Origin of the sequence: Gordonia mangrovi (genome assembly GCF_024734075.1) — a bacterium.
GTDB lineage: Bacteria > Actinomycetota > Actinomycetes > Mycobacteriales > Mycobacteriaceae > Gordonia > Gordonia mangrovi.
Map to the genome: position 1 here is coordinate 1,769,589 of NZ_CP102850.1, position 14,171 is coordinate 1,783,759.

Genomic DNA, 14,171 nt, shown 5'->3' on the forward strand with positions numbered 1-14,171 from the left:
CGATCCGGTGTCGTTGTGGCTCGGCCGCACCAACTATTGCAAGACGCCTTACGGATACCTCGGCAGCACCTTCACCAACGGCATGCCCGGCAGCCACTCGGCGCCGTGTTCAGCGTCTTGGGACGGCGACCACGGGCGACTTGCGATATCGGCCATCCGGACGACTCCGGTCCTCTCCTATAGTGGACTCAGACCATCGGTTCTGCGGTACACCGCACGAGCGGCGAGGAGCGAACATGTCGGACTTCATCAACAAGATCAAAGAAGAAGCCAAGGCCTTCTCCGCTGCGGTCGATCAGGAACTGACGGTCCTCGAAGGTGTCGACGGCTATGACCCGCTGCGCGACGAGGACGAGGCGTCAGACGCCGAGGACACCGACGCCGACACCCCCTCCGACGACACCGAGGGCGGCGGAACCCCCACCAAGGAGTAGGCCCGCGTGGTCGCCCGTCGACTGCCCGACCTCGCGGCGCTCGACATCGTCGTCACCGTGGCACGCCTGGGCAGCATGGGCGCAGCCGCACGCGACCTCGGCATCAGCCAGCAAGCGGTCAGCGCCCGGGTGCGCGGACTCGAACGCGAACTCGGCGTCGAGATTTTCATCCGCTCCGCCGGCGGCGTCGACGTCACCGCCAACGGCATGGCGGTGCTCGAATGGGCCAACGCCCTGGTCGAACGCGCGGCACAGTTCATGACCGGTGTGGACACCCTGATCGACGCCCGGCATGCGACGCTCGTGGTCGCCGCCTCCAAGACCGTCGCCGAGTACCTGGTGCCCCGCTGGATCACCTCTCTCGCCCACCAGAGCGACGTGAAGATCTCGGTACGCCCGATGAACTCGGCCGAGGTCATCGAGACGGTCCATCAGGGCGACGCCGACCTCGGGTTCATCGAGAGTCCCGGCGGCACCGGCGATCTCACCGACACGTTGGTCGCCCGCGACGAACTTGTCGTGGTGGTCGCACCCGGCCACCCGTGGTCGGACGGGCGGACCGTCGACATCGCCGAACTCGCTGCCACACCGCTGATCCAACGCGAACCCGGCTCCGGTACGCGCGTCACCTACGAAGCGGCCCTGCAGGATTCGGGCGTCAGCCCGGCCGAACCGCTCATCGAACTACGGTCGGTGACGGCGATCCGCTCGTCGGTGCTGACCTCGTCGGGCGTCGCCGTGTTGTCACGGCTGTCGGTCGACGACGACATCGAGGCGGGTCGGCTGGTGCGCGTCGAGGTGGCCGGCCTGCGCATGGTGCGGCCGCTGCGCGCGGTGTGGTCGTCCAACATCCGGCTGCGTGGTCCGGCCCGCGAGCTGCTCGACATCGCCCGCCAGCACGGCCGACCCGCCTGACGGCCCGTCCGACCACCTCACCGCTTGAGATCCGGGTTCTCCGCGTAGACCTCGTCGATCAGCGACATGTCGAAGATCTCCTCGGGCTTGATGGAGTAGCCGGCCTTCTCCAGGGCGATGATGTTCTCCTCGATCAACGCATCGGTCATCGTCAGCAGGCCGTTGGCCTCGGTGTCCGGGGAGACGACGAGCCCGTTCTGCGCGATGGCCTCCTGGGTCTGCTCACCTTCCTCGAGGCCGAGGTCGGCACCGTATTTGGTGACGGCGAGGCGGGCGGAACCGGCCGGGTCGGCCACGGCGTCGTACCAGCCCTGGATGTCGGCCTTCAGGAACGCCTTGACCTTGTCGCGCTCGTTGTCGATCGTCTCCTGACGCACCACCAGTGTCTCCGCGACGAGCGGCAGGTTGAAGTCGGCGAACAGAAAATTCTCATTGGCGAATCCGCTGGCGGCCAGGGTGATCGGCTCGTTGGTGACGTAGCTGACCCACCCGTCCACATCGCCGGTGGTCAGCGGCGTGGGATCGTATTGCACGGTGATCTTCTCCACGTCGGTCTCGGTCATCCCGTTGGCGGTGAGCAGGGCCTTGAAGACGTTCTCGTTGGATGCCTGCACGCCGATCTTGCGACCCTTCATCTCTTCCGGCGACAGGATCGGATTCTCCGCCGACGACACGATGCAGAAGGGGTTCTTCTGGAAGGTCGCGGCCACGGTCATCAGCTCGGCGCCCTGCAGGATGACCGGCGCGGTGAGCTGCGGGGCGGTCATACCGATCCACACCTTGTTGGATGTCAAGCCGGTCTCCACTCCGGTGCCGGCGCCACCCCCGGTCAGCAACTCCGGGGTTCCGAGCCCTTCGGCCTCGTAGTAGCCGTTCTCCAATGCCCAGTATTCACCGGCGAATTCGATGTTCTTCTGCCACGACAACTGAACCTTCGGATTCATCGACGACGCGGTGCCCGAATCACTGCTCCCGCTGCTGCAGGCGGCCAACACCCCGGTCGCGCCGAGAGCGCCGGCAGCTCCACCGGCGGTCAACGTGTACCGCAGAAACGACCGCCGGTCGAAGGTGGCGCGAGAAAACGAGTTGCTCATCTGTTCCCTTTCCATGTTCCCCCCGGATGATCCGGAGATCAGTTCTGTTGCATGCCCATCCGCGCGAGCACCACCGTCTCGGCGACCCCCACCACCGCGTAGACGACGATCGAGGCCACCGTGATGACCAGGACCGACGCCCACAACTCGTCGTAGGCGGCGGCGGGCAGCGCCTGCTGCAGAGTGGCACCCAGCCCTTTGTTCGTGCCGAGCCATTCCGCGACTGTCGCACCGACGATGGCCCCGGGCACGGAAACCTTTGCGGCACTGAACAAGGACGGCACCGCCGCGGGGATGGCCGCCATCCGCAACGCGGTCGCCGACGACCCGCCGTACACGGTGATCACGTCGTTGATCTGCCGCGGCGCATTGGCCAACCCGGTCATGATCATCACCAGGGCTGGGAAGAACACCACGATGCCGCCCATCACCGCGACCACCGCGACACCGCGTCCGACGATGAGCGTGATCAGCGGCGTCATCGCCACCAACGGCACCGACCGCAGCAGCATCGCGATCGGCATGAACGTCTGCGCCGCCGGCCGCGACAGCACGAACAGCGCGGCGGTGAGGATCGCTGCGGTCATCCCGACGACGAATCCGATCGCCGCGTCGGTCAAGGTGATCCACAGGTTGTCGAGGATCTCCGCGCGCGACTCCGCGGCGTCCGGCGCGGTGAACATGTACTCGAACACATCCACCGGGGTACGGCCGATGATCGGACCGATGTCGGGGAAGGCGAGCAGGAACAGCCACCAGATGACCAGAATCAGCACGAACGACATCAGCAACGACCCGAGGAATCGGCCGATGCTCCACAACCCGGTCGCGGTCATCGCAGCACCGCCATCCCCGCCGACCACCGGGTGGCGAACCGCGCCAGCACGCTGATCAGCGCGTAGGCGACACCCGCGATGGCGCCGCTGATCAGCGCGATCGCCCACACCTCCGGGATGTCGCCGCGCTGCTGCGCGACGATCATCGCCGGCCCCGCACCGGTGTCGGGCATCGCCAGGAACTCCCCGAGTACCGCACCCAGCACCGCGGCGGGGGCCGCGATCTTCACCGCCGCAAGCGTGTTGGGTATCGCCGACACCGAGCGGACACGCCACAGTTGGGCGCCGCGACCGCCGCCGTAGACCTTGACCAGATCCAGGCTGCTCTGATGCGGCGACCGCAGCCCGGTCAGTGTGCCGATCATCGTGGTGAAGAACACGGAGATCGCCGCGAGGAACACGATCATGGTCTGCACTTCGGCGAAGGCGACCTGGATGATCGGTGCCACCGCGATGATCGGGGTGCAATAGGAGATGATCGCGAGCTGGGTGGCGAGGCCTTCGATCGGCGGGATCAGCACGACGAGCACAGCCAGCCCGATGGCCAATCCGTTGCCCCACAGGAATCCTCGTGTGGCGAGTTCGACGGTCGACGAGAAGTTGTCGACGTAGAACGCGACACCGGTGTCGGCAATTGTCGAGATGACCTCGCCCGGTGTGGGAATCGTGCCACTGAACCAATCCAGCGCACCGGCGGTCCACCAGAGCGCGATCAGCCCGAGAAGTCCGAGCAGCCCGGCGTACCAGCGGTTGGCACCGCCGAGATCAGCCACGTGTCGCCTCTGCGGTCGCTCGCCTGCCGTCGTCGGCACCACCGAACAGCAACCCCGACAGATGATCGTGGATCTCGTGGAACTCGGGGGTGCGCATCATCTCCGGCACTCGCGGTCGCGGCAGGTCGATGCGCACCATCTCCACGACCTTGCCGGGACGCGGACTCATCACCGCGACCACATCGGACAGGAACACGGCTTCGGCGATGCCGTGGGTGACCATCAGCGTGGTGGCCGGCTTCTCGGTCCAGATGCGCAGCAATTCGACGTTGAGTCGTTGCCGGGTCATGTCATCGAGCGCGCCGAACGGTTCGTCGAGCAGCAGCGCGGTCGGTTTGACCACCAGCGCGCGGGCGATCGAGACACGCTGGCGCATACCGCCGGACAGGGTGGCCGGCTTGGACTTCTCGAAACCCGCCAACCCGACGAGATCGATGAGGTCGGCCACCAGGTCGTCGTCGGCCGGCAGCCGGCCGACCTGCAGCGGCAACTTGATGTTGGCCTCCACCGACCGCCATGGCAACAGCGCCGAATCCTGGAAGGCGATGCCCAGCTCATGATTGCGTTGCAGATCGGCCGGCGACTGGCCGTTCATCAACGCGGTCCCCGCAGTCGGCTCCTCGAGCCCCGCCAGTATCCGCAACACGGTCGACTTCCCGCAGCCCGACGGCCCGAGCAGCGACAGGAACGAGCCCTCGGGCGTCGCGATCGACACGTCATCGAGTGCGGTCACCGTCGACCTGCCACGCAGGGCCCGTGTCGAGAAGGTCTTCGTCAAGCCGGAGATGTCGATGCCGGTTCCCGGCGGCCGTGACGCGGCAGCACTCATGCAGCGTGACGTTAGGAGCCAGGTGTTGCTTGCTGATTACCGCCGAATTATCACTGGCCGCTCTCCGCGGCGGCCGTTCACAGGGGGAATCTGATCACACCGTTTGTCAGACCCCTTAGAGTGTCACCAGAGCACGTGGTGTGTAACACAGACAACGGGAGGCCGCCGAGCATGGCATCGATCCGCGATCATCTTCAGACCTTGACCGACACGGTCGGCGCGGTGCGCGTCCTGCAACGCTCCGGCGCCCTCGACCTCACCAAACCGCGTGAGCTGGCGACCGCGGTCAAACGCAGTAAGACGCTCGGTGCGCCCGCGACCATCGTGCTGCACGGCGCGGAAGAGCATCCCGATGCGCCGGCACTCACCGACGAACGCGGAACGCTGACCTTCGGCGAACTCAACGACAACGCGAAGGCGCTGGCCAACGAGTTGCTCGCGATCGGGGTCACCCCGGGCAGCGTCATCGGTGTGCTCGCCCGCGATCACCGTGGACTGCTCACCGTGCTGGCCGCTGCGGGCTTCGCGGGTGTGCGGTTGGCGATGATGAACACCGGCTTCGGCAAGACCCAGTTCGCGGAGGTCGCCGAACGCGAGAAGGTGCAGGTGATGTTCTACGACGAGGAGTTCATCGACCTGCTCGACGGCCTGCCCGACAGTCTTACGCGCTACCTGACCTGGGTCGACGACGACCGGCCCGTCCCGGAGGGCGTCCGCACGCTCGACGAGGTGATCGCCGACGGTGACACCAGCCTGCCGCCGGAGCCGAAAGAGGTGGGCGGTCTGGTCATCCTGACCAGTGGCACCACCGGCCTGCCGAAGGGCGCCCAGCGCGGGCGGTTCTCACCGTTCACGAGTGCGCTGTTGCTCGATCGCATCCCGATCCCGCAGAACGGCGCCGCGGTGATCGTGTCGCCGATTTTCCATTCCACCGGTTTCGCGGTGTGGGGTGTGGCGACCGCGCTCGGCAACAAGACCGTCGTCATGCGTCGCTTCGACGCGGAGAAGACCCTGGCGGCCATCGCCGACAACCGGGCCGAGGTGCTGGTGGCGGTACCGACGATGCTGCACCGGATGGTGGCGCTCGGACCCGACGTCATCAAGTCCTACGACCTCTCCTCACTCAAGATCATCGTTCTCGCCGGTTCCGCGCTGTCGCCGACCCTGTCGGAGGCCGTGCAGGACGCGTTCGGCGATGTCCTCTACAACATGTACGGCTCCACCGAGGTCGCCATCGCATCGGTGGCAACGCCCAGCGAGCTCCGGCAGGCGCCGGGGACCGTGGGTCGTGCGCCGGTGAGCAGCCACCTCGCGTTGTACGACGACAACGATCAGCGGATCACCGCGTCCAACGTGCGCGGCCGACTGTTCGTGAAGAACGGTGCGCCGTTCGAGGGCTACACCGACGGACGCAACAAGCAGGTCATCGACGGCTACATGTCGACCGGCGACATGGCGCGGTTCGACGACAACGGCCTCATGTTCATCGAGGGCCGCGACGACGACATGATCGTGTCCGGCGGCGAGAACGTCTACCCCCTCGAGGTGGAGAACCTGCTCGCCGAACATCCGGACGTCGCCGACGTCGCGGTGGTCGGGGTCGAGGACGACGAGTTCGGAACGCGGTTGCGCGCGTTCGTCGTTCGTGCCGAGGGAGCCGACCCGCAGATCGACGACCTGAAGTTGCACGTGAAGTCGAACCTGGCGCGCTACAAGGTGCCCCGCGACGTGGTCTTCATCGAAGACCTCCCACGCAACGCCACCGGCAAACTGGTCCGCCGGAAACTGCCGACGGGCCCGCTCACCTGAGTAGAGCGCCTGCCGGGCGCCCCGGCGTCAGCAACCGGTGTCAGCGGCCGGCGCCCACGCGGCGCCGGTCGTTCATCGCCAGCCCGATGGTGGCCACCATCGCGTCGACGGCGAACTTGGGTTTGACGTTGACGTCGAGGGCGGTCCGACAGTCCAACACGGCCTCCACGCAGCGCAGCAACTGCTCGGGCGCGGCGTAACCGGCCATCGGCATCGCGATGTCGTCTGTCTTGTCGGGGTGCATCGCGGCCACCTGCGCACCCACCGAGATCACCAGCGCATCCCGGAACAACGCCGCCAGGTCCACCAGCGCACGGTCGAGCATGTCGCGTTGCACCCGCGTGGCGCGCGACTTCTGCCGCTTCTCCAGTTCCTTGAGCGCCCCGGCGGTGCCGCGCGGCGGCCGGGCCGTGCCCTTGCCGGTGCCACCGGCGCCGAGCGCGGTCTTCATCTCCTCGGTTTCGGATTCGTTGAGCTCGGCGCTGATCGCCTTGGCCGCGTCCTCGGCCGAGCGCACCAGCGCCTCGGCCGCCGCATACGCGGTCGAATCCCGGGTGGCGGCCCGAGCCAGACCCAGCGCCTTCTCCCGCTGTACGCGCGCCTCGTCGTCGGTGGCCAGCCGCTTGGCGCGGCCCACATGGCCGCCGCACACCCCTGCCGCCCACGCGGCGCGCTGCGGATCGATGCCGTCGCGGTCGATCAGCACCCGCTCGATGTCGGCGACGGCCGGGGTGCCCAGCGCGACATGTCGGCACCGTGAGCGCAGCGTCACCGAGATGTCGTCGGGGTCGACCGACGGAGCGCAGAGCAGGAACACCGTCCGCGACGGCGGCTCCTCGACTGCTTTCAGCAATGCGTTGGCGGCTTGCTCGGTGAGTCGGTCGGCATCCTCGACGATGACGATCTGCCAGCGCCCGGTCCCAGGCCGGCGTGCGGCCGCCTGGACCACGTCACGAGCCTCCAGCACCGACAGGCTCAGCCCTTGCGGGACCACGTGGCGCACATCGGCATGGGTCTGCGCCATCACCGTCACGCACGCGCGGCACTCGCCGCAGCCGACCTCGCCACCATCGGACGACTGACCATCAGGCGATTGACACTGCAGGGCCGCGGCGAAGCAGGTCGCAGCCACCGAGCGCCCGCTACCGGGCGGGCCGGTGAACAGCCACGCATGAGTCATCGAGGCCCGCACGGCCCCGGCCAGCGTGTCACCGTCCGGGTCGTCGGGCGGCGCGAACATGGACATCGCCCCGGCGTCGCCCTCGTCGAGACGTGCTGCGACCGCCCGCGCCGCCCGGGCCGCCGACCGCAGTTCCTCGGCAATCGCCGCCTGGCCGATCATCCGATCGAAGACATTTGTCACAGTGCCAGCGTAATGCGCAGTTCGGACACGTCCCACGGACCCGCGCGTGTTTAACAATTGCAAGCATCCCGCTACCTTTGAAGCGTGATCAAACGTCGGTCTCGGTGGTCAAAGGGCCTGCATCTGGCCCGTTGGCTGGTGCATACGCCGTGGCCGATCCTTGCGTTGGACATGCTGCGCGCCAACGTCGTGGGCGCACTGTTCACCTTCGCGTTCCTGCGGTTCGGCATGCCGTTGGAGGACTCCTACAGCCTCGACGAGATCACCGCGCTCAACCAGGTGATCTTCGCGATCTACCTGGTGGTCGCGATGTTGGTGGGTGGATTCCTCAGCATCCAGCTGTCCTTACCCGTGTTGATCTGGCACCGACGGCGCACCCGCCTCGACAACGCGAACGCGCGGCGCCGGGCGCTGAAGCTGCCGTATGTGCTGTCGGTGGTCAACCTCGGGCTGTGGACGGTCGGCGGCGTGCTGTTCACGATGGTGAACTTCTCCGTCTCGCACAAAAATGCGTTCATCGTGGCGATGGCCAGCGCGGTCGGCGCGCTGGTGACCTGTGTGCTCTCCTACCTGCAGGCCGAGAAGGTGTTGCGGCCGATCACCGTCGCGGCGATGGCCAACGAACCCGATGCGGCGGTCGCGCCGAGCGTCACCGCCCGCATCGCGGTGTTCTGGGTGGTGAGCGTCGTCGCTCCGCTCGCGGTGATCATCGGACTGATCATCCTGCAACGTCTGGGCTGGATCGAAACCGACCCGGAGGGTCTGCAGCGACCCATCCTGTGGATGTCGGGCGCGGCGCTGGCGTTCAGCGTCATCGCCATCGTCCGGGTGGTGGCGGCCATCAACGACCCGATCAAACAGCTACGCAAGGCGCAGAGCGAGGTCTCGGCCGGCAATCTGAACGTCGCCGTCAAGATCTACGACGGCAGCGACCTGGGCCTGTTGCAGGCCGGCTTCAACGACATGGTGTCGGATCTGCGGGAGCGGCAGGAACTGCGCAACCTGTTCGGCCGATACGTCGGCGAGGACGTCGCCCGCCGTGCCATCGAGACCGGTACCGAACTCGGCGGCGAGGAGCGGTACGTCGGGGTGCTGTTCGTGGACATCGTGGGTTCCACGCGCCTGGCCGTGAACCGGCCACCGCGGGAAGTGGTGAATCTGCTCAACGAGTTCTTCCGCGTGGTGGTCGCGGTGGTCGGCCGCCACGGCGGCTTCGTCAACAAGTTCCAGGGTGATGCGGCACTCGCCATCTTCGGTGCGCCGCTGGATCTCGACGACTTCGCCGGCCGCGCCCTGGCGTCGGCTCGTGAACTGCGCACCGAGCTGTACCGCACCCTGGGCGACACCGACATCGGCATCGGGGTGTCGGCGGGCAAGGCCATCGCCGGTCACATCGGCTCCGAGCAACGGCTGGAGTACACGGTGATCGGCGACCCGGTGAACGAGGCGGCCCGACTCACCGAACTGGCCAAGGACGAACCGACACGCGTGCTCGGTTCCGCGCGTGCGGTGTTCCTCTCGTCGCAGGCCGAGGCCGAGCATTGGGATATCGGCGAGGGCGTCGAACTGCGCGGACGCGGTATCGAGACGCTGCTTGCGCGGCCGATGCTCGAACCGACCGGCATCTGAGGGTCACGGCGGTGGGTTCATGTGGGATGCGTGGTCTCGATACGTTCCTCGCCTAGCGGCTCGGACCTACTCGACCACCGACTGGTTGCGCCACTCCACCCCGCTGATCGAGTGGCGGGCGAGCCGCTAGGCGAGCAGGCGTATCGAGATCAGTCGGCGGTCTTCTTCGCCGTGCTCTTCTTTGCCGCGGTCTTTTTCGCGGTCGTCTTCTTGGCGGCGGTCTTCTTGGCCGCTGCCTTCTTGGCCGGGGCCTTCTTGGCGGCCTTCTTCGTCGCCTTCTTGGCCGGGCCACGGGCGCGACGGTCCGCCAGCAGTTCCATCGCCCGTTCCGGGGTGATGGTGGCGACCTCGTCGCCCTTGCGCAGGCTGGCGTTGGTCTCACCGTCGGTCACATACGGCCCGAACCGGCCGTCCTTGATCACCATCGGCTTGTCGGAGACCTGATCGTTCTTCCCCAGCTCGCGCAGCGGCGGAGCGGCCGCCTGCCGACCGCGTCGCTTGGGTTCGGAGTAGATCTTGAGGGCTTCCTCGAGGGTGATGCCGAAGATCTGGTCTTCGCTGGTCAGCGACCGAGAGTCGGTCCCCTTCTTGAGGTAGGGGCCGTAGCGGCCGTTCTGCGCGGTGATCTCGTCTCCGGACTCCGGGTCCGTGCCGACCACCCGCGGCAGCGACAGCAGTTTGAGCGCGTCCTCGAGGGTCACCGTCGAGATGTCCATCGACTTGAACAGCGACCCGGTGCGCGGCTTGGGCCCGGCCTTCTTCGCTGCCTTCTTGGCCGTCTTCTTGGCGGTCTTGGCCGCCGTCTTGGTGGCTCCTCCCAACGTGTCGTCGAGCGGCACGACCTCCCCGTCACCATCGGTGGAGCCGCCGGCCCCACCATCGCGTGGCGTGGGGCCTGCCGGCACCGTGGCCGGGGCCTTGCCGTCGTCGTCATCGTCGTCGGACGGCAGGATCTCGGTCACGTACGGACCGAAGCGGCCTTCCTTGGCGACGATCTCGTTCCCGGTCAACGGGTCGTGGCCGAGCGAACGGCCTTCCTGCGGAGTGGCGAACAGTTTCTCCGCCACCGCGAGGGTGAGTTCGTCGGGTGTGATGTCGGCGGGCAGGTTGGCGCGCTGCAGGTCGGGCTCGCTGTCCGGCCCGGCGACGTTGCGTTCGAGGTACGGCCCGTAGCGGCCCACCCGCACGAACACCGGGCGGCCGGCGTCGTCATCGAACAGCCGGATCGAGTTGACCTCGCGGGCGTCGATCTCCTCCAGATTGACGCCGACGAGCTTCTTGAGGCCACCGTATTTGGCCACCTCCGACTTCGCGGTCTCGCTCTCGGCGTCGGCGTCCCCGAAGTAGAAGTCGCTCAGCCAGCTCGTGCGGTCGGCCTGACCGGTCGCGATCTGATCGAGGTCGTCTTCCAGGGTGGCGGTGAAGTCGTAGTCGACCAGGCTCTGGAAATAGGCCTCCAAGAGGCCGACGACGGCGAACGCGATCCAGGAGGGCACCAGCGCGTTGCCCTTCTTCACCACATAGCCGCGGTCCTGGATGGTGCCGATGATCGACGCATAGGTCGACGGCCGACCGATGCCGAGTTCCTCGAGCACCTTGACCAGCGACGCCTCGGTGAAGCGGGCCGGCGGGTTCGTCGAGTGACCGTCGGCGTCGAGTTCGGTGGCGGTCAGCGCCTGCCCCTCGGTGAGGTTGGGCAGCCGGTTCTCGGCGTCATCGGCCTGACCGCCGGTCTGCTCGTCGACGGTCTCCACATAGGCCGACAGGAAGCCCGGGAAGGTGATGGTGCGGCCCGACGCGGCGAACGTGCAACGCTCACCGGAGGTGGCGGTGCCGCTGATCCGCAGGCTCATGGTGGTGCCCTTGGCGTCGGCCATCTGCGAGGCGACCGTGCGCTGCCAGATCAGTTCGTAGAGGCGGAACTCGTCGGCCTCGAGCTGTCCGCCGACCTGCCCCGGCGTCCGGAACGTCTCGCCGGCCGGCCGGATCGCCTCGTGGGCCTCCTGGGCGTTCTTGACCTTGCGGTTGTACTGGCGTGGCGTCGGATGCACGAACGCGTCGCCGTAGAGCTCGCGGGCCTGACTTTGGGCGGCGTTGATGGCCGACTCGCTCAGCGAGGTCGAGTCGGTACGCATGTAGGTGATGTAGCCGTTCTCGTAGAGCCGCTGTGCGATGCGCATGGTGCGGTCGGACGAGAAGCGCAGCTTGCGGCCGGCCTCCTGCTGCAGCGTGGAGGTCATGAACGGCGCATACGGCCGGCGCGTGTAGGGCTTCTCCTCCACCGACGAGACCGTCATGGCGGCGCCGTCGAGGGCGGTGGCCAGGGCGGTGGCGCGTTCGGAACCGAGCACCAGCACACCGTCGGACTTCTTGAGAGCGCCGCGGGCGTCGAAATCGCGGCCGGTCGCCACGCGCGCGTCGTCCACCGACACCAACCGCGAGGAGAACGTGCGCGGGGTCGACTCGCTGTCGGCGCCCACGTCCATGGTCGCGGCGATATCCCAGTACTCGGCGGAGACGAAGGCCATCCGCTCACGTTCGCGGTCGACGATGATGCGGGTCGCCACCGATTGCACGCGGCCCGCCGACAACTTCGGCATGACCTTCTTCCACAGCACCGGCGACACCTCGTAGCCGTAGAGCCGGTCGAGGATGCGGCGGGTCTCCTGCGCGTCGACGAGGTCGATGTCGAGGTCGCGGGGATTCTCGGCGGCGGCCTGGATCGCGGATTCGGTGATCTCGTGGAACACCATCCGCTTGACCGGGATCTTCGGCTTGAGTGTCTCCAGCAGATGCCAGGCGATCGCCTCACCCTCGCGGTCACCGTCGGTGGCGAGGTAGAGCTCGTCGACGTCCTTCATCAGGGACTTGAGTTCGGTGACCGTGGACTTCTTGTCGGCGGACACCACGTAGAGCGGTTCGAAGTTGTCGTCGACATTGACGCCGAGGCGGGCCCAGGGCTGGCCCTTGTACTTGGCGGGGACGTCGGCGGCGCCGCGCGGCAGATCCCGGATGTGACCGCGGGAGGACTCCACGACGTAGTTCGCTCCCAGGTATCCCGCGATCTTGCGGGCCTTTGTCGGCGACTCGACGATGACCAGTCGTCGGGTCGAGCTCCCTGTGGTGGGAGTTGCGGTGCTGGAATCGGCCACCGGGCGTCCTTACTTCGCATTCGCTGATGTGTCGTTCGTGCCAACGGCCTCGTCACACACACGACACTCGATGAGGTTTGTACCTTATATATAGCGTCGTCTGCACACTCGGATTCCCGTCGGCAAACTCCCAGTGTGGCAAATTGGCGCGCTGCGGCAGCATAACGCCTGGTCAGGCGGATCGACGATGAATTTTTCGGCGTCGGTGGGTCGTCGGTGTCACAGCCCGTCGACGTACGGCCAGTGTGCGGCCGCCTCGGGTACCGCGGGCGGCTCCCCGATGTACTCCAGCAGGTGACTCAGTCGCCGTTTACCGGCGACGCGCAGGGCGTGCGACAGCCCGCGACCGACGAGGGTGGGGGCCACTCCGACCCGCATCAGCGCGGTTGCCAGCGCCGGATGGGTGTCGGGTGCGTGGGTATCGAGGCCCAACAGGAACCGGTCGCCGTCGCGTTCGCCGGCGGCGAGGGTCCACAGGCGCAACGCACGCGGAGAGGGCACCCAGCCGGCCGGCATCGCCTTCACCGCGCCCGAGGACCACCGGCGATGCAGGTCGTCGAGGTCGTGGGTGGGAGCGGTCCGCGCGATCGGATTGCCCTCCTCGGAGATGACGACCTCGGCCGGCACCCCGGTCGCCGACATCTCCTCGACGAGCGCGTCGGCCCGCCAACGCTGCGCCACCACGACCGAGATCCGCGTACCACCGTCGGAACGAACCGCCTGCCCGTGCGCGGCGAGCAGACCCGACAGGTCCTCGTACGCGGGCTGGTCGAGCTGCGCGGAGAAGAACGACAACTGGCCCACACACCGAGGTTACTTCCTCATCGGGTCCGCGCAGTGTCACGCGGCGCCTCGGACAGTCTCGTACAGCGGGGAAGGCCCACACAAGAGTCGCTCCCGGTCACCGTGGATGGTGACCGGGAGCGACTTCGCTCAAGCTTGCTTCGCAGCTTGCAGGAGGCGACTCCTAGACGGCGCGGACGCCGGTGGCCTGCGGGCCCTTGGTGCCCTGGCCGACCTCGAACTCGACCCGCTGGTTCTCCTCGAGGGTGCGGAATCCCGAGCCCTGGATCTCGGAGTAGTGGACGAACACGTCGTCGGACCCCTCATCAGGTGCGATGAAGCCGAAGCCCTTTTCCGCGTTGAACCACTTCACAGTTCCCTGTGCCATTACTGCAATCCTTTACATACATTCCAACAGACGCGACACGATGGTCTCGTGTCGTGGCCGGTCCCGACCGCCATACCTCGATAGTTCCCCATGGAGAATCCCCGAAAACCTGCCTCAGTACCACGGTCGCAACACGATCTCGGGAGAACACCGGGGTCCCGGCGGC

At 67.1% G+C, this 14,171-nt stretch carries 12 protein-coding genes; 4 read left to right on the forward strand and 8 right to left on the reverse strand.

Annotated elements, in window-relative coordinates; all coding sequences use genetic code 11:
* Positions 1-236: 236 nt before the first annotated feature.
* A complete protein-coding gene (locus NWF22_RS08070; protein WP_160903899.1) occupies positions 237-434 on the forward strand; it encodes a hypothetical protein in 198 nt (65 codons plus the stop codon).
* Positions 435-440: 6 nt separating this feature from the next.
* The gene (locus NWF22_RS08075) at positions 441-1,349 is read left to right on the forward strand and encodes a LysR family transcriptional regulator (protein WP_160903900.1); all 909 of its coding nucleotides are present in this window, start codon (positions 441-443) and stop codon (positions 1,347-1,349) included.
* A 17-nt stretch (positions 1,350-1,366) separates the two neighbouring features.
* Here the strand turns inward: NWF22_RS08075 and NWF22_RS08080 are convergent, their stop codons facing one another.
* From NWF22_RS08080 to NWF22_RS08095, 4 genes are read right to left on the reverse strand one after another with little or no spacing between them, the layout of a single operon-like run.
* Positions 1,367-2,443: an ABC transporter substrate-binding protein gene (locus NWF22_RS08080; RefSeq protein ID WP_160903901.1), complete on the reverse strand. Its 1,077-nt coding sequence runs from the start codon at positions 2,441-2,443 to the stop codon at positions 1,367-1,369.
* A 38-nt stretch (positions 2,444-2,481) separates the two neighbouring features.
* Positions 2,482-3,279, reverse strand: a complete 798-nt coding sequence (locus NWF22_RS08085; protein WP_160903902.1) for an ABC transporter permease — start codon at positions 3,277-3,279, stop codon at positions 2,482-2,484.
* Positions 3,276-4,052, reverse strand: coding sequence for an ABC transporter permease (locus NWF22_RS08090; RefSeq protein ID WP_160903903.1), 777 nt, complete (start codon positions 4,050-4,052; stop codon positions 3,276-3,278). Before NWF22_RS08090 ends, NWF22_RS08085 begins: the two co-directional genes overlap by 4 nt.
* Complete coding sequence (locus tag NWF22_RS08095; protein ID WP_160903904.1) at positions 4,045-4,881, reverse strand: ABC transporter ATP-binding protein; 837 nt, start codon at positions 4,879-4,881, stop codon at positions 4,045-4,047. Before NWF22_RS08095 ends, NWF22_RS08090 begins: the two co-directional genes overlap by 8 nt.
* A 171-nt stretch (positions 4,882-5,052) precedes the next feature.
* Between NWF22_RS08095 and NWF22_RS08100 the strand changes: the two genes are divergently transcribed.
* Complete coding sequence (locus NWF22_RS08100; RefSeq protein WP_160903905.1) at positions 5,053-6,690, forward strand: acyl-CoA synthetase; 1,638 nt, start codon at positions 5,053-5,055, stop codon at positions 6,688-6,690.
* A gap of 40 nt (positions 6,691-6,730) precedes the next feature.
* Here NWF22_RS08100 and NWF22_RS08105 read toward each other — a convergent pair whose 3' ends face one another.
* Positions 6,731-8,053 (reverse strand): DNA polymerase III subunit delta', encoded by a 1,323-nt coding sequence (locus NWF22_RS08105; protein WP_160903906.1) that lies wholly within the window; start codon positions 8,051-8,053, stop codon positions 6,731-6,733.
* Positions 8,054-8,224: 171 nt separating this feature from the next.
* On the opposite strand from NWF22_RS08105, the gene NWF22_RS08110 reads away from it, so the two are divergent.
* Entirely contained in the window at positions 8,225-9,682 is a 1,458-nt protein-coding gene (locus NWF22_RS08110; protein WP_233751873.1) for an adenylate/guanylate cyclase domain-containing protein, read from the forward strand.
* 149 nt (positions 9,683-9,831) lie between these two features.
* Here the strand turns inward: NWF22_RS08110 and topA are convergent, their stop codons facing one another.
* The 3 genes from topA to NWF22_RS08125 all read right to left on the reverse strand — a co-directional run bounded on the left by topA (position 9,832) and on the right by NWF22_RS08125 (position 14,005).
* Complete coding sequence (topA, locus tag NWF22_RS08115; protein ID WP_160903907.1) at positions 9,832-12,834, reverse strand: type I DNA topoisomerase; 3,003 nt, start codon at positions 12,832-12,834, stop codon at positions 9,832-9,834.
* A gap of 219 nt (positions 12,835-13,053) precedes the next feature.
* Positions 13,054-13,638, reverse strand: a complete 585-nt coding sequence (locus NWF22_RS08120) for a hypothetical protein (RefSeq protein ID WP_160903908.1) — start codon at positions 13,636-13,638, stop codon at positions 13,054-13,056.
* A 163-nt stretch (positions 13,639-13,801) separates the two neighbouring features.
* Positions 13,802-14,005, reverse strand: coding sequence for a cold-shock protein (locus NWF22_RS08125; protein WP_004022110.1), 204 nt, complete (start codon positions 14,003-14,005; stop codon positions 13,802-13,804).
* Between the last annotated feature and the right edge of the window lie 166 nt (positions 14,006-14,171).

Excerpts from the sequence above, each read along its gene's own strand:
- NWF22_RS08070 (WP_160903899.1), top strand. The coding sequence starts at position 237 with ATGTCGGACTTCATCAACAAGATCAAAGAAGAAGCCAAGGCCTTCTCC.
- NWF22_RS08080 (WP_160903901.1), bottom strand. The coding sequence starts at position 2,443 with ATGAGCAACTCGTTTTCTCGCGCCACCTTCGACCGGCGGTCGTTTCTG.
- NWF22_RS08085 (WP_160903902.1), bottom strand. The coding sequence starts at position 3,279 with ATGACCGCGACCGGGTTGTGGAGCATCGGCCGATTCCTCGGGTCGTTG.
- NWF22_RS08095 (WP_160903904.1), bottom strand. The coding sequence starts at position 4,881 with ATGAGTGCTGCCGCGTCACGGCCGCCGGGAACCGGCATCGACATCTCC.
- NWF22_RS08100 (WP_160903905.1), top strand. The coding sequence starts at position 5,053 with ATGGCATCGATCCGCGATCATCTTCAGACCTTGACCGACACGGTCGGC.
- NWF22_RS08110 (WP_233751873.1), top strand. The coding sequence starts at position 8,225 with ATGCTGCGCGCCAACGTCGTGGGCGCACTGTTCACCTTCGCGTTCCTG.
- NWF22_RS08125 (WP_004022110.1), bottom strand. The coding sequence starts at position 14,005 with ATGGCACAGGGAACTGTGAAGTGGTTCAACGCGGAAAAGGGCTTCGGC.